Here is a 23,345-nt window from a genome sequence, read left to right as displayed (position 1 = left end):
CGGTTCAGGAGGCGAGGAGGCCGATCGCGAGGGCGAGGACCGCGAGCAGACCCGGCGTCATCTGGGTCAGGGCTGCGCGCCGCTTCGCGGGCGAGGAGAGCAGCAGGACCAGCCCGGCGGCGACCATCGAGCCGGTGCCGGTGAAGACCAGGGCGGCGCCGACCGCCGTCCCCCCGGAGGCGAGCGCCACGACTCCGACGATCGTCACGATCGCGAGGAACAGGTTGTAGAAGCCCTGGTTGAACGCGAGCTGCTTCGTGATCTCGGCCTCGCTCGGCGTCGTGCCGAAGGTCGAGCGGGCGCGCGGAGTGGTCCAGAGGAGCGACTCGAGAACGAAGATGTAGACGTGCAGCAGGGCGGCGAGAACCGCGAGCACGAGTCCGATGACGATCACGGGAGCCTCCTGATTGTGTAATGGTCGGTCCAGAACATACTGGATCGAGCGTTACACAACCGAGGAGGCGCGATGGGTCGGCTGCAGGGCTTCGAGACCGGTGCGGTCGTCCGGGCCGCGCGCGCCGTCTTCTGGGAGCGCGGCTTCGAGGAGGCGTCCCTCCCCGAGCTCGAGATCGCCACCGGCGTCGGCCGCTCGAGTCTCTACCACGCGTTCGGCAGCAAGCGCGGGCTGTTCGACGCTGCGGTGCAGAGCTACCTCGACGAGGTGGTGCGGCCTCGGCTGGCGCCGCTCGTGACGGGAGAGGTCGCCTCCGGAGCGCTCGAGGACTACTTCACGGGGCTGCGCGGCGCACTCGCCGACCGGGCCTCGATCTCGGCGCGGAGCGGCTGCCTCCTGCTGAACGCGGCCGGCGCGCCGATCGCGCGCGACGACGCGGTGCGCGAGGTCATCGCCGACTACCGCGCCGAGCTGCTGGCCGCGATGCGCGCGGGGGTCGCCTCGCGCTGGCCGAGCGCCGACTCCGACTGGCGGGCGCAGCAGGCCGACGTGCTGGTGTCGCTGCTGGTCGCGGCGCTGGTGCTGGCGCGCGTCGACTCCGCGCAGTCGGTGGCGACGGTCGACGCGGCGCTGGCCCTGCTGCGCGAGTCGCGCGACTCCTGACCCACCTCCGGCGCGCGGAACCGCGATCGGCTCGCTCAGTCCGGCGACTCCTGCGAGCCGAACGTGTCTCTGCGAGCCGGAGGTGCGGATCGACCCGCGCGTGCACGACAGAAGCCCCCGTGCACGCCAGACTCCGAGGAGCGGCGTGCACGGGGGCTTTCGGCGTGCAGGGTGTCAGTCGGTGCCGGCGTCGAACGCGGCGCCCTCGGAGGCGAGGTCGGTCGCCCGGCCGAGCGCGTCGGCCGCGGCGGAGCCGCCACCCTCGGTGATCGCCTCGCCCTCGCCGATCTCGAGGTGCCCGACCAGCTCGGCCGTCGAGCCGCCGACGAGGCCCGCGGCGGCGTACTGCTCGAGACGCGAGCGCGAGTCGGCGATGTCGAGGTTGCGCATCGTGAGCTGGCCGATGCGGTCCTCGGGGCCGAACGCCGCGTCGCCCACGCGCTCCATCGACAGCTTGTCGGGGTGGTAGCTCAGCGCCGGTCCGGTCGTGTCGAGGATCGTGTAGTCGTCGCCTCGGCGCAGGCGCACGGTCACCTCGCCGGTGACGGCCGAGCCGACCCAGCGCTGCAGCGACTCGCGCAGCATGAGCGACTGCGGGTCGAGCCAGCGGCCCTCGTACATCAGGCGGCCGAGGCGGCGGCCCTCCGCGTGGTAGCTGGCGAGGGTGTCCTCGTTGTGGATCGCGTTCAGCAGGCGCTCGTAGGCGAGGTGCAGAAGGGCCATGCCCGGCGCCTCGTAGATCCCGCGGCTCTTCGCCTCGATGATCCGGTTCTCGATCTGGTCGGAGGAGCCGAGGCCGTGGCGCCCGCCGATCGCGTTCGCCTCGAGGACGAGGGCGACCGCATCCGTGTACTCGGTGCCGTTGATCGCGACGGGCCGGCCGGCCTCGAAGCGCACGGTGACCACTTCGGAGGCGATCTCGACGTCGTCGCGCCACGACGCGACTCCCATGATCGGCTCGACGAGCTCGATGCCGCTCGAGAGCTCCTCGAGGCGCTTGGCCTCGTGGGTCGCACCCCAGATGTTGGCGTCGGTCGAGTACGCCTTCTCGGTGGCGTCGCGGTAGGGGAATCCGCGGGCGACCAGCCACTCCGACATCTCGGTGCGGCCGCCGAGCTCGTTGACGAACTGCACGTCGAGCCAGGGCTTGTAGATGCGCAGACGCGGGTTGGCGAGCAGTCCGTAGCGGTAGAACCGCTCGATGTCGTTGCCCTTGTAGGTGGAGCCGTCGCCCCAGATGTCGACGCCGTCCTCGCGCATCGCGCGCACCAGGAGCGTGCCGGTGACCGCGCGGCCGAGCGGGGTGGTGTTGAAGTAGGTCCTGCCTCCGGAGCGGATGTGGAAGGCGCCGCACTGCAGGGCGACGAGGCCCTCCTCGACCAGAGCGCTCTTCGCGTCGACGAGACGCGAGATCTCGGCGCCGTACTGGGCGGCGCGCGAGGGCACGCTCTCGATGTCGGGCTCGTCGTACTGGCCGATGTCGGCGGTGTAGGTGCAGGGGATCGCACCCTTCTCGCGCATCCAGGCGACGGCGACGGATGTGTCGAGGCCTCCCGAGAATGCGATTCCGACACGCTCGCCCACGGGCAGACTGCTCAACACTTTCGACATGGCTCCGATTTTAGGAGACTCGCGGACCCGCTCCGCGCCAGTCGCCCCGAGCGCTGCGGGGCCTGCCCGGATCCGCCGACGGTCGGGGACCGCCGCCGCTCGGTCCTCGGCGGTGCTCGAGGGGACGCGGTGGTTCTACTCAGGAGGGATGGACCGTCGCGACGAGCGCGTGCCAGGCTCCGCATGCCGCCCGATGACGAGCGGCGATCGCCCCCACCTGCACCGTGAAAGGGCCCCCCGTGCCACAGCTCCACCACCGCCGCCTCGCGGCGCTCACTCTGGCCTGTCTCCTCGCGACGGGAGGTGCGGCGGCCCTCGCTCCGAGCGCCTCGGCTCTGCCGTCCGTCGTCGCCCCGACCGAGAGCCCAGAGCCTACCCCGACGGCGACGGCGACACCGACCGCCGAGCCGACGGCGACCGCGACGCCGACCGCCGAGCCGACGGCCACCCCGACTCCGACGCCGACGCCGACTCCCACCCCGACTCCGACCCCGACGGCCACCCCGACGCCGACCCGGACGCCCACGCCTCCGCCGGCCGTGCGGAGCGACCGCCTCACCGCCGGTCAGTCGCTCACCCCGAACCAGAGCATCACGTCGACCAACCGCTTCTTCCGCTTCACCCTGCAGTCCGACGGGAACGCCGTCGTCTACGACGACACCCTCAACGCGCGGTGGAGCACCGGCACCGCGGGCTCGGGCGGTTCGCGCATCGTCATGCAGAGCGACGGCAACCTGGTGATCTACACGCCCACGAGCCGTCCGGTGTGGAGCTCGGGGACGGGCGGCAACCCCGGCGCCTACCTGGTCATGCAGAACGACGGCAACCTGGTGATCTACCGCAGCAACGGCACCGCCGCCTGGGCGTCGTCGAACTCGACCCCTCCGGTGGTCAGCGGAGACACTCTGCGCGGGGGATCCGAGCTGCGCTCCGCTCAGCAGATCCTCTCGACCGACGGAGACTCGCGCGCCGTCATGCAGTCCGACGGGAACTTCGTGGTCTACCGCGGCGACTCCGTCCGCTGGAGCGCCGGGACCTCCGGAGCCGACAACCGCCTCGCGATGCAGACCGACGGCAACGCGGTCGTCTACTCCTCGGGCGGCGGCGTCCGCTGGCAGTCGGGCACCTCCGGAAACCCGGGCGCGCGGATGGTCGTGCAGAACGACGGCAATCTGGTGATCTACTCCGCCTCGGGTCGCGCGCTGTGGTCGAGCTACACGCCCCCGGCGCCTGTCCTGCGCGACGTGCTCTCGGGAGGCGGTGAGCTCCGCTCGGGCCAGCAGCTGCTCTCGAGCGACGGCGGTTCGCGCGCGGTGATGCAGGGCGACGGCAACTTCGTCGTCTACAGCGGGAACTCCGTGCGCTGGAGCGCCGGCACCTCGGGCGGAGGCAACCGCCTCGCGATGCAGACCGACGGCAACGCGGTGGTCTACTCCTCGGGCGGTCGTGCGCTGTGGCAGTCGGGGACCGGCGGCAACGGCGGCGCCCGCATGGTCATGCAGAACGACGGCAACCTGGTGATCTACTCGGCCTCGGGTCGCGCACTCTGGTCGAGCTACACGCCGCCGGCACCGCCTGCTCCCGCCATCGAGGACACGCTGTTCTCGGGCAACGAACTCGGCTCGGGTCGCAGCCTCCGCTCGACCGACGGCGGCAGCGAGGCGGCGATGCAGACCGACGGGAACTTCGTCGTCTACAGCGGCGGATCGGCACGCTGGAGCGCCGGCACCTCGGGTGGCGGCAACCGCCTGGTGATGCAGACCGACGGCAATGCGGTGATCTACTCCGCTAGCAATCAGGTCAGGTGGCAGTCGGGCACCAGCGGCAACGGAGGCGCCCGCATGGTCATGCAGAACGACGGCAACCTGGTGATCTACTCCGTTTCGGGTCGACCGCTGTGGCAGAGCAATCAGCCGGCGCCGGCGCCGCAGCCGGGTCCCGGACCAGCGCCTGCTCGGCCCGCTGATGTTGACTGCCCCGATTTCGATAGCCAGGCGGAAGCGCAGAACTACTTCCTCTACTGGGGGCAGTGGTACGGCGACTTCGCCCGGCTGGACGGAACTCCCGAGAACGGTCAGGCCTGCGACTCGTACGACTACTGACGTGACTGCGTAGCGAAGGCCCGCCTCCCAGTAGGAGGCGGGCCTTCGCCCGTCCGCTGAGCCTTTCGATGCCACTGCGTCGAAGGACGCAGCATCACTCCCCGCTGCGCAGCCCCACCGCGGGCAGCAGGATGTCGTCGACGAGCGAGACGAGGTAGGCGCGGTCGACCGGCTCGCGGAGGAGCAGGACGCGGTAGGCGACCATCGACGGCGTGAGCAGCGCCAGCAGCTCGATGTCGATGTCGCGCGTGATCTCGCCGCGCGAGACCGCCCGGCGAAGCAGGAAGGCGTTCGCTCGCGCGCGCGGCTCGACGATCGCGGCCCGCACGGCGTCGGACAGCTCGGGCGACTTCGTGATCATGGCGACGACTCCGGCCATGATCTGCAGCTTGCGCTCGGCGTCCTCCATCGTGCGCGGCTTGATCAGTGCGACGAGGTCGCCGCGCAGGGTGCCGGTGTCGGGGAGTGCGTCCTCCGAGAGGTCGGCGCCCTTGAGGCAGGCGAGGGCCTCGACGACAAGCTCGGCCTTCGAGTCCCAGCGCCGGTAGAGCGTGGCCTTGCCGGCGCGGGCTCGGGCGGCGACCATGTCGATGGTCATCCCGTCGTAGCCGGTCTCGGCGAGCACGTCGAGGGCGGCCGTGAGGATCTCGACGTCGCGCTGGGGATCGCGGCGACGGCCGGGGCGCGCGGGCGCCTCCGACTCGAGGGAGGGGGAGGGGGGCGGCGTCATCGCGGCTTCTCCTGTCGGTCTCTCGGCCGCCCGGATGACGGCCTGTGTGAATTCTACGACAAATACTGAACTACGCAGTTCCGAAACTCGCGAGTCTCGTATATGGTCTCCCTCATGTCGCAGACCTCCTCACTGCCGGTAGTCACCGCCCCCGCGGTCCCGGCCCCCTCGAACCGCCGCTGGTGGACGCTCGTCGCCGTCGGACTCGCCCAGCTCATGGTGGTGCTCGACTCGACCGTCGTGAACATCGCCCTCCCCGCCGCCCAGGCCGACCTCGGCTTCTCCGACGGCGATCGCCAGTGGGTGGTCACCGCCTACTCGCTCGCCTTCGGCAGCCTCCTCCTGCTCGGCGGGCGCCTCTCGGACCTCATCGGCCGCAAGCGCACCTTCGTGATCGGCCTGATCGGCTTCGCCATCGCCTCCGCCCTGGGAGGCGCCGCACCGAACTTCGAGCTGCTGATCGCGGCTCGCGCGCTCCAGGGCGTCTTCGGCGCCCTCCTCGCACCGACCGCCCTCGCGGTCCTCACCACGACCTTCACCGTTCCGAAGGAGCGGGCGCGCGCGTTCGGCGTCTTCGGCGCGATCGCGGGTGCCGGCGGCGCCGTGGGCCTGCTCCTCGGCGGTGTGCTGACCGAGAGCTTCGACTGGCGCTGGAACCTCTACATCAACGTGATCATCGCCGTCGTCGCGGTGATCGGCGCGATCGTCTTCGTCCCGGCCATCGACCGCACGGGCCCCCGCCCGAAGCTCGACGTCCCCGGCACGATCCTCGTCTCGGCCGCTCTGTTCGGCCTGGTCTTCGGCTTCGCGAACGCCGAGACCGACGGCTGGGACTCGCCGATGACCTGGGTCCCGCTCGCCGCGGCGGTCGTGCTGCTCGTCGGATTCGTGCTGCGCCAGCGCACCACCGAGCACCCGCTGCTGCCGCTGCAGATCGTGCTCGACCGCGATCGCGGCGCCGCCTACCTGTCGGTGCTGATCGCCGGTGCCGGGATGTTCGGCATCTTCCTCTTCGTCACCTACTTCCTGCAGGTGTCGCTGGGCTACTCGCCGATCCAGACCGGGCTCTCCTTCCTCCCCATGATCGGCATGCTGGTGCTCGCCGCGCAGCTGTCGACGAACCTGCTCCTGCCCCGCTTCGGTCCGAAGATCATGGTGCCGTTCGGCATGGTGCTCGGCGTGATCGGGATGCTGCTGCTCACCCGCCTCGACCTCGACAGCGTCTATGCGGCCGATGTCCTGCCGGCGCTGATGGTGCTCGGCTTCGCGATGGGCTCGATCATGCCCGGCTCGATGCAGACGGCGACCCGCGGGGTCGACATGCGCTTCGCCGGAGTCGCGTCGGCGATGGTCAACACGAGTCAGCAGGTCGGCGGATCGATCGGCACGGCGCTGCTGAACACGCTCGCCGCGACGGCGGTCACCGACTACCTCGCCTCGCACGCTCCCGCGACCGCCACGACAGCGGCGGAGGCAGCGGTGCAGAGCTACGCGGTGGCCTACGGCTGGGGCGCGGGCTTCTTCGCCCTCGGCGCGGTGCTGTCGGTGCTGCTGTTCCGTCGGAAGTCGGACGCGATCGCGCCGACAGCAGGGGCGGAGCCGGTCGTCGCGCACTGAGCCCCACCGTGGGAGCGGGAGCGGACGGGATCCTCGGGGGTCCCGTCCGCTCCCGCGTCGGCCGCGTGGTGGATGGCACGCAGGCCCGCAGCTGTGAGGATGAGGGGCCCGCGATGACGCGGTCCACGCACGAAGGGGGATCTTCATGACCTTGTCCACCCGCAGCCGCATCGCGGCCGCCGTCCTCGCCACCACGCTGAGCTGCGGAGTCGTCGCAGCGCCGGCGCTCGCGGCTCCCGCCACCCGGGTCTCGACGGAGGCCGCATCCGCCGCCGTGGCCGTCGGTGATCGCCTCGAGGTCGGAGGAACTCTGAAGGCCGGCGAGCAGCTCGTCTCTGCCGCGGCGAACGAAGGGGGCACGTACACCTTCGCCCTGCAGACCGATGGCAACGCCGTCGTCTACAACCCGAGCGGTCGGCCCGTCTGGGTCAGCTCGACCCAGGGCGCGGGGAACACCCTGACTCTCCAGAGCGACGGCAACATCGTGATCTACTCCGCGCAGGGCGCAGCACTCTGGTCCAGCGGCAGCGCCGGGCGCGGCGCGCCGGCCTTCCTCGCGATCCAGAACGATGGCAACCTCGTCTCGTACTCGGCGTCGGGTGCAGCTCTCTGGGCGAGCCGCGGCGAGGACACCCTGCTCGACGGCCGCCAGCTCGATCGAGGGCAGGCACTCGTCTCGGCCGACGGTCGATACCGCGCCGTGTACCAGAACGACGGGAACTTCGTGGTCTACGCACCCTTCGGACTGAGCTGGAGCGCGGGCACCAGCGGGGGGACGAAGCTCGTCCTGCGGGCGGGCGACCTGGTCAGCGTCGCCGGGCAGGGCGCCGTCTGGTTCACCGGTACCTCGGGCTACAACGAGGACCGCCTCGTGATGCAGACCGACGGCAACCTCGTCCTCTACTCCAGAACCGGCCAGGCAATCTGGTCGACCCAGCAGTTCCCGCCGGCGCCGACGTACCGCAACGCGCTGGCCGCCGGGTCTCAGCTCGTCGCCGGTCAGTCGCTGACATCGCTCGACAGCTTCCTCTTCGGAGCGATGCAGAGCGACGGCAACTTCGTCGTCTACACGAGGGGGTACCCCGGCAACCCGCAGCGCGCCCTCTGGAGCACCGGCACCAGTGGGGCGGGCAACCGTCTCGTCATGCAGGCGGACGGCAACGCCGTCGTCTACAGCGCCGGTGGCCGCGCGCTGTGGTCGACCGCGACGGGAGGCAATCCGGGTGCGGTCCTCGTGCTCCAGAGCGACGCCAACCTCGTCGTCTACAGCGCGAACGACCGGGCCCTCTGGAACCGGCAGCCGAGCGGTTACGTGGCTCCCTCCGGCGCCTGACCTCGCGGCAGCTCGATCCTGCAGCGAGAGCGTCGAGCGGACGAGATCCTCCGGGGTCTCGTCCGCTCCTGCATCCGCGGCAGATGTCGGCGTGTTGCGGCGGCGACCTCGGCGAGCGAGGGCCCTCAGTACCGTCGGGGGATGCCCGAGACCCTCGACATCGTCCACCTGCGCACGCTCGTGGCGATCGCCGACTGCGGCGGGTTCGGGCGGGCGGCCGTCGCGCTGCACATCAGCCAGCCGACGGTGTCGCAGCACGTCCGCACCCTCGAGCGCCGGCTCGAGCGCACCTTCATCGAGAAGGTCGGGCGGAGGGCCCGCTTCACCCCGGCCGGCGAGCGCCTCCTCGTGCAGGCCCGGCGCATCCTCGCCGTGCACGACGACGCGCTCGAGACCCTCGACGCGGCGAGCGAGAACCCGCTGGCCCTGGGCCTGACCGAGCCGGCCGCCGAGCAGCTGCTGCCGCGCCTCCTCGAGACCCTGCGCCGCGCCTTCGACGACCGGCCGCTGACCTTCTCTCTCGACCGCTCCACCCATCTCGCGGAGGCGGTGGCCCGCGGGGTGCTCGACCTCGCGGTCATCCTCGGGGTCGGCGGCGATCTGCCGGGCCGCCAGGTCGCCACGCTGCCGCTCGACTGGTACGCGGCGCCCGGCTGGCTGCCTCCCGAGGGCGCCCCGATCCCGCTCGTCGCCTACTCGGAGCCGTGCGGGATGCGCCAGCGCGCCCTGCAGCAGCTCGGCGCGTTCGGGCACGAGGTGCGGGTCGTCGCCGAGTCCGCGGGGCTCGAGGGGGTGATCGCCGCGGCGAGAGCGGGCGTCGGAGTCGCGGTCCTGCCGACCTCGCACCGGGGCTCCGTCGCCGACGGACTCGAGGTGCGGCGCGACCTGCCCGCACTGGGCTCGGTGAACCTCCGCCTGGTCTCGCGGCGGGGCCTCGCGCCGGACGTGGAGGACACGGCGCTCACTGCGCTCGCCGAGCTGTTCGGCCCCGCCCGCCCCCGGACTCCGCTCCACGAGGTCCGTTCGTGATGCCCGTGCGACGCGAAGATGACGAAGTCTTACCAACGATCGGGTTCGCCGATCGGAACGCATCCGGAATCATCGTTGGACGCCCGAGCGGCCCCGACCGTAGCGTCGACGACATGACCTCCCCGCGTGCCCTCGTCTCGACTGCGCCCTCCGGCGCGGTCCGAGCGGTGCGCGTCGGAGCCCCGGCCGGGCGAATGCTCCAGCGTCGAATGCTCCTGGGCGGGAACCGCTTCGCGTCGGTGCGCGGATGTTCCTGTCCGGCCCCTCGCTGACTCTCCGGCGCTGACGCCTCCGCGTCGCCCGCACTGACACGGCGCCTCCCGCCGCACGCGACCCGCGCTCCTCGAGCAGCGCCGTCGACTCCCTCCTCCGGGCTGCTTCGCCGCGCCCGCGCACCATCTCCGCGCCCTCGCGCACCTCCCTTCGAAAGGACCACCACCATGGCCGTCGAGTTCATCTCCGCGATCAACGTCAACAGCTCCAACGAGGTCAACGGCCTCGCCCAGCCGGGCATCGACGTCGCCTACCTCCGCCGCTACTCGCGGATCCTCGAGGACGGCGGTTTCGACTACACGCTCGTCCCCTACGGCTCGGCCGGGCACGACCCCTTCACCATCGCCTCGGCGCTCACGCAGTACACCGAGCACCTGAAGCCGATCGTGGCGCTGCGGCCGAACACGGTCTACCCGACGGTGGCCGCCAAGGCGCTCGCCACCCTCGACCAGCTCTCGAACGGCCGCGCCGTCGTGCACCTCATCGCCGGTGGCAACGACCACGAGCAGGCGCGCGAGGGCGACCGCCTCGGCAAGACCGAGCGGTACGCCCGCCAGGAGGAGTACATCCGGATCCTGCGCCGGGTCTGGTCGGCGACGGAGCCGTTCGACCACGATGGCGCCTACTACCGCTTCGAGGACTTCGTCTCGCGGGTCCGGCCGGTGCGCGGGAGCATCCCCGTCTCGGTCGGCGGCTCGAGCGACGAGGCCTACCGCCAGGGCGGCGCGCTCGCCGACATCTTCGGGCTCTGGGGTGAGCCGCTCGCCGACACCCAGCAGCAGATCGACCGGATCGCCGACGCCGCCCGCGAAGCCGGCCGCCCCGACACTCCGCGCACCTGGGTCACCTTCCGGCCGATCATCGCGCCGACCGAGGAGCTCGCGTGGGAGAAGGCGCACCGGATCCTCGGGATCCTGCAGAGCCGCTCGGCGACGACCTCGAACCCGCGGAAGGGCGAGAAGGGCCTCTGGGTGCAGACGCCCGACGCGGAGGGACCTGCGAACGTCGGCTCGCAGCGTCTGCTCGACATCGCGCGCCGCAAGGATCTGCACGACCGCGCCCTCTGGACGCCGACCGCGACCGCGACCGGCGCGCAGGGCGCCTCCACCGCCCTCGTCGGCACGCCGGAGACCGTCGCCGCGGCGATCCTCGACTACGTCGACCTCGGCGCCGATCTGATCTCGATCCGCGGCTACGACAACCTGAACGACGCTGTCGACTACGGGCGCTACCTCATCCCGCTGGTCCGGGAGGAGCTCGCGCACCGCGAGGCCACCGGCCGCCGCGGCGAGATCGTCGCGCAGCCGCCGCTCGAGAGCACCGAGCTGGTCGGAGCGATCGCGTGACGCTCCTCGACGCGCCCGCCCGCCTCGTCCCCGACCTCTCCGACCGGGCGCTCGGCCGGCTCACCGCCCGCCTCGCCGAGACCGCCGAGCATTACGACCGCACCGCCGAGTTCCCGTGGGAGGGGATCCGCGCCGTCCACGACGCCGGGCTCCTCACCGTCGCGGTCGGCTCCCGCTACGGCGGGACCCCGCCCTCGACGGTCGATCTCGTCCGGATCTTCGAGGCGCTCGGTCAGGGCGACCCGGCCGTCGCGCTCATCTCGGCGATGACCGTTCTGCAGCACGCGGCGCAGGACCGAGGGGCGACTTGGCCCGACCAGCTCTACCGCACCGTCCTCGCCGACTCCGCCGAGCGCCCGGTGCTGCTGAACGCGGTGCGGGCCGAGCCCGAGTGGGGCGCGCCCGCCCGCGGCGGACTGCCCGCCACGACGATCCGCCCCGACGGCGACGAGTGGGTGCTCGAGGGGCGCAAGGGCTTCGCCACCGGCTCCGAGGGGCTCGCCTACCACCTCGTCTGGGCGGTCGACCTGCAGGGCGCCTCGGGCGAGCCCGAGCTCGCGCACGCGATAGTGCCGGGAGACGCTCCGGGTGTCCGCATCGAGAAGACCTGGGACCACCTGGGCCAGCGCGCCTCGAGCACGCACGACGTGGTCTACGAGCAGGTCCGCCTGCCGCTGGAGCACTTCCGCGGCACCCCGCGCTCGCAGCTCGCTCCGGAGGCGGGGGCGGGCGGAGGATTCGGCCTCGCGGTCGCGGCGCTCTACGTCGGTATCGGGCGGGCGGCGCAGAGCTTCTTCGTCCAGTTCGCGAACGAGCGGATCCCGACCTCGCTCGGACGCCCGATCGCGACGACGGAGCGCATCCGCTCGGTCGCCGGCGAGATCGAGGCGCAGCTCGTGCAGGCCGAGGAGGTGCTGCTCTCGCTCGCCGCCCGCGTCGACGCGGGAGATCCGCGGGCCGCGGAGCGCCTCGTCGTCGGCAAGCTGCTCGCCACCCGCTCGGCGGTCGCGGCGGTCGAGACCGCCGTCGCCGCCCTCGGCAACCCGGGGCTCACGCGGCACAACCCCCTCGAGCGCCACCTCCGCGACGTCCTCGCCTCGCGGGTGCACCCGCCGCAGGACGACGCCGCCCTCCTGATCGCCGGCACGCGCACCCTTGCCGCGTTCTGACCCTCTCTTCTTAGGACACACAGCCATGACTCATCGACGATCCCGCTGGGCCGGCGCCGCCGCGCTCACCCTCGCCGCCTCCCTGGCCCTGACCGCCTGCTCCGGATCCTCCGACGCGGGCACCGCCTCCGACGACGCGACCCCGGTGGCCGGTGGCCGCCTCTCGCTCGCGTTCTTCCCCGACAACGCCGCGTTCTCGTGCGTCGACCCGTTCCAGACCTACTGGATCGAGCACCGCACCGTGATCCGGAACGTCGCCGACTCCCTGACCGACCAGGACCCCGAGACGGGCGAGATCGAGCCCTGGCTCGCGACCGACTGGAGCGTCAATGACGAAGGCACCGAGTACACCTTCGATCTGCGCACCGACGTCACGTTCTCGGACGGCACCGCCTTCACCGCCGACAGCGTGAAGACGGCGTTCGACAACGACGAGGCGACACTCGAGCAGCTGCCCGCGGCCTACGGTGGCGTCTACCTGGCCGGCTACTCGGGCACGGAGGTGGTCGACGCCGACACGGTGAAGGTGACGTTCTCGACGCCCAACGCCGCGTTCCTCCAGGGCACGTCGACCACCAATCTCGCGATCCTCGCCGCCTCGTCGTACGAGAAGACGCCCGAGGAGCGCTGCCTCGGGGCCGTGGTCGGCTCCGGGCCCTTCACCCTCAGCGACTACACGCCGGGCACCGGCATCACCCTCGACAAGCGCGCCGGCTACGCCTGGGGCTCCGGCCTCCGCGACAACCCGGGGGAGGCGTACCTCGACGGCATCGACGTCACCTACGTCGCCGAGGACAGCGTCCGCGTCGGCCAGCTCACGAGCGACGAGATCGACATCGCCTGGGGCCGGAACCCGATCTCGGAGAACGACCAGGCGGTGATCACCGGCAACGGCGACACCGTCGAGAGCCGGTCGCTGCCGGGCCCCGCGAGCGACTACTACCCGAACGTCTCCGAGGGGAAGATCCTCTCGGAACAGAGGGTGCGCGAGGCCGTGCAGAAGGCGATCGATCGCGAGACCTACGCCTCGACGATCTTCGGCGCCGACTACCCGGCCGTGACGAGCGTCTACAACACGACGACGCCCTTCTACCAGGACGAGTCCTCGAAGCTGGCCTTCGACGCCGACGGAGCGGGCGAGCTGCTCGACGAGGCGGGCTGGGCGCTCGGCGACGACGGCTACCGCTACAGGGACGGGCAGAAGCTCACCCTCTCGGTGCCGATCGTGGCGCAGTTCGGAGCGGGCGACCAGCTGATCCAGGACCAGCTCAAGCAGGTGGGCATCGACCTCGAGCTGAACGTGATCACGAACGCGCAGCGCGCCGACGTGCTGAACAGCGGTGACTACGACCTGATCTCGACCTACTACACGCGTGCCGATCCGGGAGTGATCCAGTGGATCATCGACTCCCGGTACGCCGGATCGAAGGCTCAGGCGGTCAACAACTTCACCGCCGAGCAGGCGACCGAGGTGCAGGCGCTGCTCGACGAGGGCGTGCAGACTGTCGACACGACGGCGAGAGCGGCGGTCTACGCCGAGCTGCAGGACTACCTGCTCGACAACGCGCTGGTGTTCCCCTTCGCCGAGCGCGTGCAGCTCGCGGGCGTGTCGTCGGCGGTGCACGGCTTCCGCTTCACCTCGGAGGCGTTCGGCGACTTCGCCGGGACCTGGATCCAGCCGTGACGACCCTCGCGACCGCGGCGGCACCGGGGAGGCTGGGCACCCGCTCGGCCCCCTCGGGCCTCGGCCGCTACCTCGCCGGCCGGCTCGGGCAGGCGGTGCTGGTGCTGTGGGCCGCCTACACCGTGACCTTCGCCGTGCTGTGGCTGCTGCCGAGCGACCCGCTCGCCCTGCTGCTCTCGGCCAACAACGTCGAGCTCGACTCCCTGACCCCTCAGCAGCTCGCCGAGGCGCAGGCGCGCTACGGGCTCGACCAGCCGGTCTGGCAGCAGTACCTGCACATGCTCGGCAGTGCTCTGCGGGGAGACTTCGGCACCTCCATCACCAAGGGGATCCCGGTCACCGAGCTGATCGCCGAGAAGCTGCCGGGAACCCTGCAGCTCAGCGCCCTCGCGATCGGGCTCGCGCTCGTCGGCGGCACGACGCTCGCCTACCTGGCGGCGTACGTGCGGTGGCGTCCGCTCAAGGTGGTGCTGAGCCGGCTGCCCTCCGCGGGCGTCGCGTTCCCCGGGTTCTGGATCGGCCTGCTGCTCATCCAGTTCTTCGCCTTCACCCTGCACCTGCTGCCCTCCACGGGCAGCGCGACGCCGGCGAGCCTGATCCTGCCGGCGGTGACGATGGCGATCCCCACCTCGGCGATGCTCGCGCAGGTGCTGACCCGCAGCTTCGCCGACGTCGAGCGGGAGGCGTACATCACCACCGCGCGCGCCACGGGGCTCTCCCGCGGTGCCGTCCAGTGGCGGCACGCGTTCCGCAACGCCTCGCTGCCGACGCTCACGATCCTCGGCGTCCTGGCCGGCAACACCGTCACCGGCGCGATCGTCGCCGAGACGATCTTCGCCCGGCAGGGCATCGGCACGCTCGCCCAGGAGTCGGTGCTCACCCAGGACGTGCCGGTGGTGCAGGCCGTCGTGGTTCTGGCCGCGGCCGTCTTCGTCGGGATCAACCTCCTCGTCGACCTGCTCTACCCCCTCCTCGATCCGCGCATCACCACGACAGCGAAGGCGAGCCGGCCATGACGCTCGAACTGACCCGCGACGAGACAGCCGTGACGGCCGCCTCCCCGCCCCGCGAGCGCGCCGCGCACGGGAGGAGCGCACGGCGCCTCAGAACGCTCCGGCTCCTCCTCCGCCGCCCCGGATTCGTGATCGCGCTCGCCTTCGCCGTCTTCGTGCTGGTGTCGGCGATCGCCCCAGCGCTGTTCACCGGCTACGACCCGTACGCGACCGCGCCGGCCGACAAGCTCCAGGCACCCGGCGCCGCCCACCTCTTCGGCACCGACGAGCTCGGCCGCGACCTGTTCGCGCGGGTCCTGCACGGCGGGTCGCTGACCATCCAGGCCACGGTGATCGCGATCGCGATCGCCCTGGTCGGCGGTCTCGCGCTCGGGGTGGTCTCGGGCTACGCGGGCGGAGTCGTCGACGCGGTCGTCATGCGGATCGTCGACGTGCTGCTCGCGATCCCCGGGCTGCTGCTGGCGCTCGCGATCGTCACCGCGATCGGCTTCGGCACGCTGCCCGTGGCACTCGCCGTGGGCATCGGGATCCTGCCGGGCTTCGCGCGGACCACCCGCGCCGAGGTGCTGCGGGTGAAGACGCTGCCCTACGTCGAGGCCGCCCGCACCGGAGGCGCCACCCGCCTGCGCATCCTCGCGCGGCACGTGCTCCCGAACTCGTGGGGCCCGGTCGCCGTGCTGGCGGTGCTCGACCTGGGCACCGCGATCATCGCCGTGGCCGCGCTGAGCTTCCTCGGCTTCGGAGCGGCGCCGCCCGCCGCGGAGTGGGGCACGCTCATCTCGAGCGGCCGCAACTACCTGGTGACCAGTCCGTGGCTCTCGCTCCTGCCCGGTCTGTTCGTCGGCCTCCTGGTGTTCTCGCTGAACCACGTGGCGAAGACCGTCGAGGAGGTGCAGCGATGAGCGCGCTCGTGCGGCTCGACCGCCTCTCGGTCGCCTACGACGCGCAGATCGTCGTCCGCGAGCTGTCGCTCGAGATCGCGCCGGGCGAGATCGTCGCCGTGGTCGGCGAGTCGGGGTCGGGCAAGTCGACGACCGCGAACGCCGTCCTGGGGCTCCTGCCCACCGCCGGGCGCATCACCGGAGGCTCGATCGAGATCGCCGGCGACGACGTGACGCGCGCCTCCGAGAAGGAGCTGCGCCGCCTCCGCGGACGGTTCGTCGGCCTGGTGCCGCAGGACCCGATGGTCGGGCTCGATCCGACCCTCCGGATCGGCGCGCAGATCGCCGAGGCCGTGCGCCTGCGCGGCGTCGACCGCCGCTCGGTCGACGCCGAGGTGCTCGAGGCGCTCGGGCAGGCGGGCATCGACGATCCGGAGCTGCGGGCGCGGCAGTACCCGCACGAGCTCTCCGGGGGCCTCCGCCAGCGCGCGCTGATCGCGATCGCGCTGGCGGGGAAGCCGCGGCTGATCATCGCCGACGAGCCGACCTCGGCCCTCGACGTCACCGTGCAGAAGCGGATCCTCGACCACCTGCAGTCGCTCGTCCGCGACCAGGGGATCGCGCTGCTGATCATCACGCACGACCTCGCGGTCGCGGCCGACCGGGCCGATCGCGTGCTGGTGATGCGCGCGGGCGAGGTGGTCGAGCAGGGTCCGCCCGCCGAGATCCTCGTCGCGCCCCGGCAGGAGTACACGCGCGCCCTCCTCGCCGCCGCCCCCGGCCTGGGGCACGGCGGGAGGATCGTGCCGCGATTCGAGCACGTCGAGCCGGCTCCCGAGATCCTGCGCCTCGAGAACGTCGAGCCGGCTCCCGAGATCCTGCGCCTCGAGAACGTCGTCAAGGAGTTCTCGCTCCCGGGACGGCGCGCCGACTTCCGGGCGCTCGACGACGTCTCGTTCTCGGTGCGCGCCGGGCAGACGCTGGCGCTGGTGGGGGAGTCGGGCTCGGGCAAGACGACCGCGCTGCGCATCGCGCTGGGCCTCGAGCGCTCCACGAGCGGCCGGGTGCTCGTCGAGGGCGCCGACCTCACCACGGCGCGCGAGAAGCAGTGGCGGCCGCTCCGGCGGCGCATCCAGCTGGTGCACCAGAACCCGTTCGCGGCGCTCGACCCTCGCTTCACGGTGCTCGAGTCGGTCGTCGAGCCGCTCGTGTCCTTCGGCGTCGGCGACCGCGTCGCCCGCCTCGCCCGCGCCCACGAGCTCCTCGACCGCGTCGGGCTGCCCGACTCCTTCCTCGCGCGCCTGCCCGCCGAGCTCTCGGGCGGCCAGCGGCAGCGCGTGGCGATCGCCAGAGCGCTCTCGCTGGGCCCCGACCTGGTGCTGCTCGACGAGCCGGTGTCGGCGCTCGACGTGTCGGTGCAGGCGCAGATCCTCGAGCTGCTGGTCGAGCTGCAGCGCGATCTCGGCGTCGCCTACCTCTTCGTCTCGCACGACCTCGCGGTCGTCGCCGAGGTGTCGCACGAGATCGTGGTGCTGAACCGCGGCAGGGTGGAGGAGGCGGGCAGCACCTCCCGCGTCTTCCGCTCGCCGGAGGCGGAGTACACCAGGGCGCTCCTGGCGGCGATCCCCGGAACCTCGGCGGTGGCCTCGTGAGCGGGCGATTCCTCGTCATCGGCGGCGGGGCGGTGGGCTCGGTCGTCGCGGCGCAGCTGCACCTCGCGGGGGAGGACGTCGTGCTGATCGCGCGCGGCGAGCACCTCCGCCTGGTGCGCGAGAACGGGCTCCGCCTCCGACGGCCGGCGGGCGACGAGATCGTGCGCGTGCAGGTCGCGAGCGGGCCTCTCGAGGCAGCGCCGCGGCGCGGAGACGTGCTCGTCCTCACCGTGAAGGCGCAGGACGCCGAGACGGCGCTCGCCGAGTGGGCGTGGACGCCGCTGGCCGACGGGGGAGCGGGCAGCGAGCTGCCGGTGCTCACCTTCCAGAACGGGCTCGCCGCCGAGGACCTGGCGCTCCGCCGCTTCGCCGACGTGTTCGGCGTCTCGATCGGCATCGCGGCCAGCTTCCTCATCCCCGGCGAGGTCGTGTCGCCGTCGTTCCCGACCGTCGGCGCGCTCTGGATCGGCCGGCACCCCGACGCCGACGACGCCCTGGCTCCGGTGCTCGCCGCGACGTTCCGCGACGCGGGCTTCGCGGCCCGGGCCGTGCCCGACATCGGCGCGTGGAAGGCGCGGAAGCTGCTCGCGAACGCGGTCAACGGCCTCGACCTCTTCACCGGCCCCGACGACGAGCGGGCCGCCCTGCGCGAGCTGCTCGTCGCGGAGGCGCGCCTCGCGCTCACCGCGAACGGCCGCACGATCGCCGACGACGACGGCACTCGCCTCCGGGTCGAGCCCGTCACCGGTCACACCGCCGGCCGCCTCTCGACCTGGCAGAGCTTCGCCCGCGGCGCCGGCAGCGAGGTCGACCACCTCACCGGCGAGGTCGTGCTGCTCGCCCGCCGAGCCGGCGTCCCCGCTCCCGTGAGCGAGCGCCTCCAGTACCTCCTCGGGCTCCGCGGGCGGGAGGCGGCCGCCGCGCCGCTCCCGCTCGCCGAGCTCTCCGTCCCCTCTCCCGAAGGAGTCCCCGCATGACCGTCACCACCCCTGTCCTCCTCGCCCGCAGCTTCGACGAGCCCGAGGGCATCGCGCCCCGCGGCACGCTGATCGTCCTCGGCGGTCGCGGCGAGACCCCCGCCGTCTACGAGCGCTTCGGCACCCGCCTCGCCCGCGACGCCTACCGCGTCCGCGCCCTCGGCGACGCGACGGCCGAGGTCGTGCGGGAGGCGGCGCTCGACCTCCTCCGCGACCCCGCCGCGGTCACGCCCGTGGTCCTCGTCGGCTCCGACGCGGGCGCGGCCGTCGCCCTCGAGATCGCCGCCACCCACCACGACGCGGTCGACGCCGTGATCGTCGCCGGTCTGCCCGTCCGCGCAGAGGGAGGCGAGGGCATCGCCGAGCGGACCGCCTGCCCGAACCACGCGGGGGTGCTGGCGCGCGAGACCGACGCGGGTGCGCGCGACGCGGTGCTGCCTCCGGAGCTGCTCGCCGTCGCGGCGAGCGCCGTGCGCGTGCCGCTGCTCGCGCTGCACGGAGGGGCCGACGCGATCAGCCCCGTCGCGGAGGCGGTGGCCCTCTACCGCACTGCCCCGCGGGCCGAGATCCACCTCGTCGCCGACGGGCGGCACGACGCCCTGAACGACGCGACGCACCGCTCTGCCGCCGCGACCGTGGTGCTCTTCCTCGAGCGGGTGAAGGCGTCGGCGGCGACCGCGCCGATCATCACGCGGGTGGAGGCGTGAGCGCCGCCGCGCCGACCATCGCCCCCGTCGTCGCCCGCGCCGACCGCTCGGGCTGGTCGCCGGCCGGCGAGCCCGTCGGAGTCGTGCGCGCCCGGGATGTCGACGAGGTCCGCGCGACGCTCGCCTACGCCTCCGCACACGGGATCCCCGTGGTGACCCGTGGTGCCGCCTCCGGACTCGCGGGCGCCGCCAGCGCCGGGGAGGGGGCGATCGTGCTCGACGTCTCGGGGCTCGACCGGATCCTCGCGATCGACGCCGTCGACGGCATCGCGCGCGTCGAGCCGGGAGTGATCACCGCCGACCTCGATCGCGCCGCGGCCCGCCACGGCCTCCTCTACGCCCCCGACCCCGGCAGCGTCGAGATCTCGACCATCGGCGGCAACATCGCCACCAACGCGGGCGGCCTGCGCGGCGCCAAGTACGGGGTGACCCGCGACGCCGTGCTCGCCCTCGACGTGGTGCTCGCCGACGGCTCCCTCGTGCACCTCGGGCGCGACACCGTGAAGGGCGTCGTCGGCCTCGACCTCACCGCTCTCGTCGTGGGGTCGGAGGGGAGTCTCGGCGTCGTCGTCGGCGCGACACTCCGCCTCCTGCCGCGCCCCCGCGTCACCGCGACCGCCGCGGCGTTCTTCGCCGATGTCGCCGCGGGAGCCGAGGCGGCGGTCGCCCTCGGGCTCGCCGGGCTCCGCCCGAGCGTCCTCGAACTCGTCGACGACCGCACCCTCGAGGCGATCGACGCCCTGCGCGGCTCCGACCTCGCCTCCCGCGGAGGCGCGTTCCTCCTCGTGCAGACCGACGGCTTCGGCGCGGCGGAGGAGATCGAGGCGGTGCGCGCCGTGCTCGCGCTGACCGCCACCGGTGTCGAGACCACGCTCGACGCCGCAGAGGGCCTCGCCCTGGCCGCCGCTCGCCGCGACGCCCTGCCGGCCATCGAGGCGCGCGGCCGGGTCCTGATCGAGGACATCGCGGTGCCCCGGTCGAGGCTCGCCGAGGCGATCCGCCGCATCCACGCGATCGCCGCCCGCACCGGAGCCGACGTCTACGTCTTCGCGCACGCGGGCGACGGCAACCTGCACCCGATCATCCGGGTGCGAGACGAGTCGGAGGCGGCACGCGCCCAGGCCGACGCCGCGGCCGAGGCGGTCTTCGCCCTCGCCCTCGAGCTCGGCGGCACCGTCAGCGGCGAGCACGGCGTCGGCGGTCTGAAGCGCGAGTGGGCCCGGCGCGAGCTCGGCCCCGACGTCGTCGCCCTGCAGCGCGCGGTGCGGCGGCTCTTCGATCCGCAGGGCATCCTGAATCCCGGAACCGCGCTGTGAGCGCACTCGAAAGGACGGACATGACCGACACTGCTTCCTCCGACACCGACATCCCCGACGAATCCGCCATCCCCGATCGCAGCGACGTCCTCGTGACGCCCGACGAGCTGGAGGCGGCGCTCGCGTCGCCCGAGCCGCCGCTCGTCCTCGACGTGCGCTGGCGCCTCGACCGCCCCGACGGCCGTCCCGCCTACCTCGAGGGGCACCTCCCCGGTGCCGTCTACGTCGACCTCGACCACGAGCTCGCGGCGCACGGCGACCCCGGCGACGGGCGGCACCCGCTGCCTCCGATCGAGGCGCTGCAGGAGGCGGCGCACGGCTGGGGCCTGCGCCGGGGCCAGGCCGTCGTGGTCTACGACGACCTGAAGAACCTCTCGTCGGCCCGCGCGTGGTGGCTGCTGCGCGCGGCCGGAGTCGCCGACGTGCGCCTGCTCGACGGATCGCTCCGCGCGTGGACCGGCTCCGGTCGAGCGCTCGAGACCGGGCCGGTCACGCCCGCGCCCGGCGACGTCGAGCTCGCCTACGGCGCGCTGCCGGTGCTCGACATCGAGGAGGCGGCCGAGTTCCCCTCGCTCGGCGTGCTGCTCGACGCGCGGGCGCCCGAGCGCTACCGCGGCGACGTCGAGCCGATCGACCCGCGCGCCGGGCACATCCCGGGGGCGCTGAACGCGCCCGCGACCGAGAACGTCGGCTCGGACGGGCGCTTTTTGCCGTCGTCGGAGCTCCGTGCGCGCTTCGAGGCGGTCGGCGTCCGGGCCGACGCTCCCGTCGGCGTCTACTGCGGCTCCGGAGTGACGGCCGCGGCCGACGCGGTCGCGCTCACCCTCGCGGGCTTCGCGCCGGCCGTGTACCCCGGCTCGTGGTCGCAGTGGTCGAACACCCCCGGCCGCGCCGTCGCGACGGGCGCGGAGGCCTAGAGTCCGCTCGGCGTGCGGGCGCGGGCACCCTCGCTCCCGCCCGGTCCAGAACGCAGGAGTTGTCGCACTCGATGGTCGAGTGCGACAACTTCTGCGCACTCGCGGTCCCGCCCGTGGCGGACGGGCCGCCCTGAGCGACTCCGGGTTCGCGACAACGCGAAAGTTGTCGCCGTCGACGTCGAGTGCGACAACTTCTGCGCATTCGCGGTCCGACCTTGGCGGGGACGGGCCGCCTGAGCGACTCCGGGTTCGCGAAAACGCAAGAGTTGTCGCGGTCGTGGTCGAGTGCGACAACTTCTGCGCATTCGAGGTCCCGCCCGTGGCGGACGGGCCGCCCTGAGCGAGCCCGGGTTCGCGAGAACGCGAAAGTTGTCGCGGTCGTGGTCGAGTGCGACAACTTCTGCGCACTCGCGGCCCGAGTGGGGCGGGGACGGCGCGTCCTCAGCGACTCCGGGTTCGCGAGAACGCGAGAGTTGTCGCCGTCGACGTCGAGTGCGACAACTCTTGCGCGGTCGACGCGGTCGCGGACGGCCGGGCGTTCAGCTCAGGCGGGAGTGCTCGCCGAGGTGGTGCCAGGTGCGGTTGTGGTAGACGAGCGGGGCGGTGGCGTCGGAGTCCTCCGGCACGTGCGCCTCGAGCGCGTGCACCGCGACGATCGTCGACGAGCCCGCCTCCATGCGGTTGATGACGGTGCCGCGGATCCACGCCGCCGCGTTCGGGAAGTAAGGCTCGCCCGTGGGCAGTCGCGACCAGATCGCGGTGTCGGCGAAGCGATCGATGCCGCTGGTCGAGCCGAGGCGGGCGAGATCGAGCTGGCCGGCCCCGAGGAGGTGCACGACGAGCGTCTCGGACGCCTGGATGGCCGGCGAGCTCGACGAGGCGGAGGAGAGCGAGAAGACGAACAGCGGCGGCTCCGCGCTCACCGAGAAGACGGAGGTGGCGGTCAGCGCCACGGGACCCGTGCCGGGGTCCGCGGTGATCAGAGCGACGCCGGCGGCGTGGTTGCGGAACGCGAGCTTGAACTCCTCCGGGGACAGCCCCGCGAAGGCGCGCGGGCGGGACTCGTCCGAGACGTCGGCACTGGTGGCGAGATTCTCACGGCTCATCGGAGACTCCTGATCGTTGGAGGGTGCGGCTCGGGAAGGGCCCGCCTTCGCGCCGCAGCACGGCCCCTCCAGCCTGTCGTACCGCCGGTCGGGCCTCCGCCGCATTGCGGAGTATGACACCGCCGGCTGCGAATGCGGCGTCCGTCCCGCCTCCCCTGCTCGGAGGCGGAGAGTGATCCCGGAGGCGGAGCGCGAGCCGGAAGGCGGGGTGTGCGATTCGCAGGAGTCGCGCGCCGGAGTCTCCGCCCCGTCGATCGGTGAGGAGTCGCACGATCTCCTGCAGACCGCACCGTCTCCTGCGGACGGCACCGCCTCCTGCGGATCGCACCGCCCCCTCCGGATCGCCCACAGCGCAACCCGTCGCGCCTCCCGACCCGCGCGCGCAGACTCGACGTCATGGCCCACCGCGTCCGCGAGTCCTCCGCCCGCCCCGAGAACAAGACCTGTGCCTCCTGCGGTCGCGAGATCGAGTGGCGCGCGAAGTGGGCGCGCGACTGGGAGAACGTCCGCTACTGCTCCGACGCCTGCCGCCGTCGCGGCGTCGGTCCGGAGGAGGCGCGGCTCGAGGAGGAGATCCGCTCGGTCCTGCTCGCGAGGGCCGCCTCGTCGACGGCGTGCCCGTCCGAGGTGGCCCGCAAGGTCGGCGTGGACGACTGGCGTCCCCTCATGGAGCCGGTCCGCCGTGCGGCCCGCCGGCTCGTCGACCGCGGCGAGATCGACATCGTGCAGGGCGGGCAGATCGTCGATCCGTCGCGCGCGAAGGGCCCGATCCGCCTCCGCCGCCGCCCCGGCGGGCCCCTGTCGCCCGGCGGCACCGCGGGATAG

At 72.7% G+C, this 23,345-nt stretch carries 20 protein-coding genes; 16 read left to right on the top strand and 4 right to left on the bottom strand.

Annotated features, from left to right (window positions below; genetic code table 11):
• Positions 1–4: 4 nt before the first annotated feature.
• Complete coding sequence (locus B9Y99_RS08990) at positions 5–394, bottom strand: DUF1304 domain-containing protein (RefSeq protein ID WP_085476126.1); 390 nt, start codon at positions 392–394, stop codon at positions 5–7.
• 72 nt (positions 395–466) lie between these two features.
• Here B9Y99_RS08990 and B9Y99_RS08985 point away from each other — a divergent pair, with 72 nt between their 5' ends.
• The gene (locus tag B9Y99_RS08985) at positions 467–1,057 is read left to right on the top strand and encodes a TetR/AcrR family transcriptional regulator (RefSeq protein ID WP_085476125.1); all 591 of its coding nucleotides are present in this window, start codon (positions 467–469) and stop codon (positions 1,055–1,057) included.
• A 174-nt stretch (positions 1,058–1,231) separates the two neighbouring features.
• Here B9Y99_RS08985 and argG read toward each other — a convergent pair whose 3' ends face one another.
• On the bottom strand, positions 1,232–2,668 hold the full coding sequence (argG, locus tag B9Y99_RS08980) for an argininosuccinate synthase (protein ID WP_085476124.1): 1,437 nt from the start codon (positions 2,666–2,668) through the stop codon (positions 1,232–1,234).
• Between the two features lie 239 nt (positions 2,669–2,907).
• Here argG and B9Y99_RS08975 point away from each other — a divergent pair, with 239 nt between their 5' ends.
• Positions 2,908–4,770 (top strand): hypothetical protein, encoded by a 1,863-nt coding sequence (locus B9Y99_RS08975; RefSeq protein WP_129587941.1) that lies wholly within the window; start codon positions 2,908–2,910, stop codon positions 4,768–4,770.
• Positions 4,771–4,864: 94 nt separating this feature from the next.
• Here B9Y99_RS08975 and B9Y99_RS08970 read toward each other — a convergent pair whose 3' ends face one another.
• Positions 4,865–5,500, bottom strand: coding sequence for a TetR/AcrR family transcriptional regulator (locus B9Y99_RS08970; protein WP_085476122.1), 636 nt, complete (start codon positions 5,498–5,500; stop codon positions 4,865–4,867).
• Positions 5,501–5,614: 114 nt separating this feature from the next.
• On the opposite strand from B9Y99_RS08970, the gene B9Y99_RS08965 reads away from it, so the two are divergent.
• From B9Y99_RS08965 to B9Y99_RS08905, 13 genes are all read left to right on the top strand, one after another.
• On the top strand, positions 5,615–7,117 hold the full coding sequence (locus B9Y99_RS08965; RefSeq protein ID WP_085476328.1) for an MFS transporter: 1,503 nt from the start codon (positions 5,615–5,617) through the stop codon (positions 7,115–7,117).
• Between the two features lie 145 nt (positions 7,118–7,262).
• Positions 7,263–8,450, top strand: a complete 1,188-nt coding sequence (locus B9Y99_RS08960; protein ID WP_085476121.1) for a hypothetical protein — start codon at positions 7,263–7,265, stop codon at positions 8,448–8,450.
• Between the two features lie 141 nt (positions 8,451–8,591).
• A complete protein-coding gene (locus tag B9Y99_RS08955; RefSeq protein WP_085476120.1) occupies positions 8,592–9,479 on the top strand; it encodes a LysR family transcriptional regulator in 888 nt (295 codons plus the stop codon).
• A gap of 440 nt (positions 9,480–9,919) precedes the next feature.
• On the top strand, positions 9,920–11,098 hold the full coding sequence (locus tag B9Y99_RS08950) for an LLM class flavin-dependent oxidoreductase (RefSeq protein WP_085476119.1): 1,179 nt from the start codon (positions 9,920–9,922) through the stop codon (positions 11,096–11,098).
• Complete coding sequence (locus B9Y99_RS08945; RefSeq protein ID WP_085476118.1) at positions 11,095–12,267, top strand: acyl-CoA dehydrogenase family protein; 1,173 nt, start codon at positions 11,095–11,097, stop codon at positions 12,265–12,267. The genes B9Y99_RS08950 and B9Y99_RS08945 overlap by 4 nt, the downstream gene beginning before the upstream one ends.
• Before the next feature lie 25 nt (positions 12,268–12,292).
• On the top strand, positions 12,293–13,951 hold the full coding sequence (locus B9Y99_RS08940; protein WP_085476117.1) for an ABC transporter substrate-binding protein: 1,659 nt from the start codon (positions 12,293–12,295) through the stop codon (positions 13,949–13,951).
• On the top strand, positions 13,948–14,967 hold the full coding sequence (locus B9Y99_RS08935) for an ABC transporter permease (protein WP_244274805.1): 1,020 nt from the start codon (positions 13,948–13,950) through the stop codon (positions 14,965–14,967). Before B9Y99_RS08940 ends, B9Y99_RS08935 begins: the two co-directional genes overlap by 4 nt.
• A complete protein-coding gene (locus B9Y99_RS08930) occupies positions 14,964–15,866 on the top strand; it encodes an ABC transporter permease (protein ID WP_085476116.1) in 903 nt (300 codons plus the stop codon). The genes B9Y99_RS08935 and B9Y99_RS08930 overlap by 4 nt, the downstream gene beginning before the upstream one ends.
• Entirely contained in the window at positions 15,863–17,497 is a 1,635-nt protein-coding gene (locus B9Y99_RS08925; protein WP_085476115.1) for a dipeptide ABC transporter ATP-binding protein, read from the top strand. Before B9Y99_RS08930 ends, B9Y99_RS08925 begins: the two co-directional genes overlap by 4 nt.
• On the top strand, positions 17,494–18,474 hold the full coding sequence (locus B9Y99_RS08920; protein ID WP_085476114.1) for a ketopantoate reductase family protein: 981 nt from the start codon (positions 17,494–17,496) through the stop codon (positions 18,472–18,474). The genes B9Y99_RS08925 and B9Y99_RS08920 overlap by 4 nt, the downstream gene beginning before the upstream one ends.
• Positions 18,471–19,181 carry an alpha/beta hydrolase gene (locus B9Y99_RS08915; RefSeq protein WP_085476113.1) on the top strand — a complete coding sequence of 237 codons (711 nt, stop codon included), beginning with the start codon at positions 18,471–18,473 and terminating at the stop codon, positions 19,179–19,181. The genes B9Y99_RS08920 and B9Y99_RS08915 overlap by 4 nt, the downstream gene beginning before the upstream one ends.
• Positions 19,178–20,497, top strand: a complete 1,320-nt coding sequence (locus tag B9Y99_RS08910) for an FAD-binding oxidoreductase (protein ID WP_085476112.1) — start codon at positions 19,178–19,180, stop codon at positions 20,495–20,497. Before B9Y99_RS08915 ends, B9Y99_RS08910 begins: the two co-directional genes overlap by 4 nt.
• A gap of 20 nt (positions 20,498–20,517) precedes the next feature.
• Positions 20,518–21,414 (top strand): sulfurtransferase, encoded by an 897-nt coding sequence (locus B9Y99_RS08905; RefSeq protein ID WP_085476111.1) that lies wholly within the window; start codon positions 20,518–20,520, stop codon positions 21,412–21,414.
• A gap of 539 nt (positions 21,415–21,953) precedes the next feature.
• On the opposite strand, the gene B9Y99_RS08900 is transcribed toward B9Y99_RS08905, so the two are convergent.
• Positions 21,954–22,520, bottom strand: a complete 567-nt coding sequence (locus B9Y99_RS08900; RefSeq protein WP_085476110.1) for a flavin reductase family protein — start codon at positions 22,518–22,520, stop codon at positions 21,954–21,956.
• 396 nt (positions 22,521–22,916) lie between these two features.
• Here B9Y99_RS08900 and B9Y99_RS08895 point away from each other — a divergent pair, with 396 nt between their 5' ends.
• The gene (locus B9Y99_RS08895; protein WP_085476109.1) at positions 22,917–23,345 is read left to right on the top strand and encodes a DUF2256 and DUF3253 domain-containing protein; all 429 of its coding nucleotides are present in this window, start codon (positions 22,917–22,919) and stop codon (positions 23,343–23,345) included.

The sequence above is a fragment of the Rathayibacter oskolensis genome (assembly GCF_900177245.1).
Taxonomy (GTDB): domain Bacteria; phylum Actinomycetota; class Actinomycetes; order Actinomycetales; family Microbacteriaceae; genus Rathayibacter; species Rathayibacter oskolensis.
Note: the sequence above shows the minus strand (reverse complement) of the source record. Positions and strands in the feature narration are given on the sequence as shown.

Coding starts and splice junctions, on each gene's coding strand:
- B9Y99_RS08985 (WP_085476125.1), top strand. CDS start 467: ATGGGTCGGCTGCAGGGCTTCGAGACCGGTGCGGTCGTCCGGGCCGCG.
- argG (WP_085476124.1), bottom strand. CDS start 2,668: ATGTCGAAAGTGTTGAGCAGTCTGCCCGTGGGCGAGCGTGTCGGAATC.
- B9Y99_RS08970 (WP_085476122.1), bottom strand. CDS start 5,500: ATGACGCCGCCCCCCTCCCCCTCCCTCGAGTCGGAGGCGCCCGCGCGC.
- B9Y99_RS08965 (WP_085476328.1), top strand. CDS start 5,615: ATGTCGCAGACCTCCTCACTGCCGGTAGTCACCGCCCCCGCGGTCCCG.
- B9Y99_RS08960 (WP_085476121.1), top strand. CDS start 7,263: ATGACCTTGTCCACCCGCAGCCGCATCGCGGCCGCCGTCCTCGCCACC.
- B9Y99_RS08955 (WP_085476120.1), top strand. CDS start 8,592: ATGCCCGAGACCCTCGACATCGTCCACCTGCGCACGCTCGTGGCGATC.
- B9Y99_RS08950 (WP_085476119.1), top strand. CDS start 9,920: ATGGCCGTCGAGTTCATCTCCGCGATCAACGTCAACAGCTCCAACGAG.
- B9Y99_RS08940 (WP_085476117.1), top strand. CDS start 12,293: ATGACTCATCGACGATCCCGCTGGGCCGGCGCCGCCGCGCTCACCCTC.
- B9Y99_RS08930 (WP_085476116.1), top strand. CDS start 14,964: ATGACGCTCGAACTGACCCGCGACGAGACAGCCGTGACGGCCGCCTCC.
- B9Y99_RS08925 (WP_085476115.1), top strand. CDS start 15,863: ATGAGCGCGCTCGTGCGGCTCGACCGCCTCTCGGTCGCCTACGACGCG.
- B9Y99_RS08915 (WP_085476113.1), top strand. CDS start 18,471: ATGACCGTCACCACCCCTGTCCTCCTCGCCCGCAGCTTCGACGAGCCC.
- B9Y99_RS08905 (WP_085476111.1), top strand. CDS start 20,518: ATGACCGACACTGCTTCCTCCGACACCGACATCCCCGACGAATCCGCC.
- B9Y99_RS08900 (WP_085476110.1), bottom strand. CDS start 22,520: ATGAGCCGTGAGAATCTCGCCACCAGTGCCGACGTCTCGGACGAGTCC.
- B9Y99_RS08895 (WP_085476109.1), top strand. CDS start 22,917: ATGGCCCACCGCGTCCGCGAGTCCTCCGCCCGCCCCGAGAACAAGACC.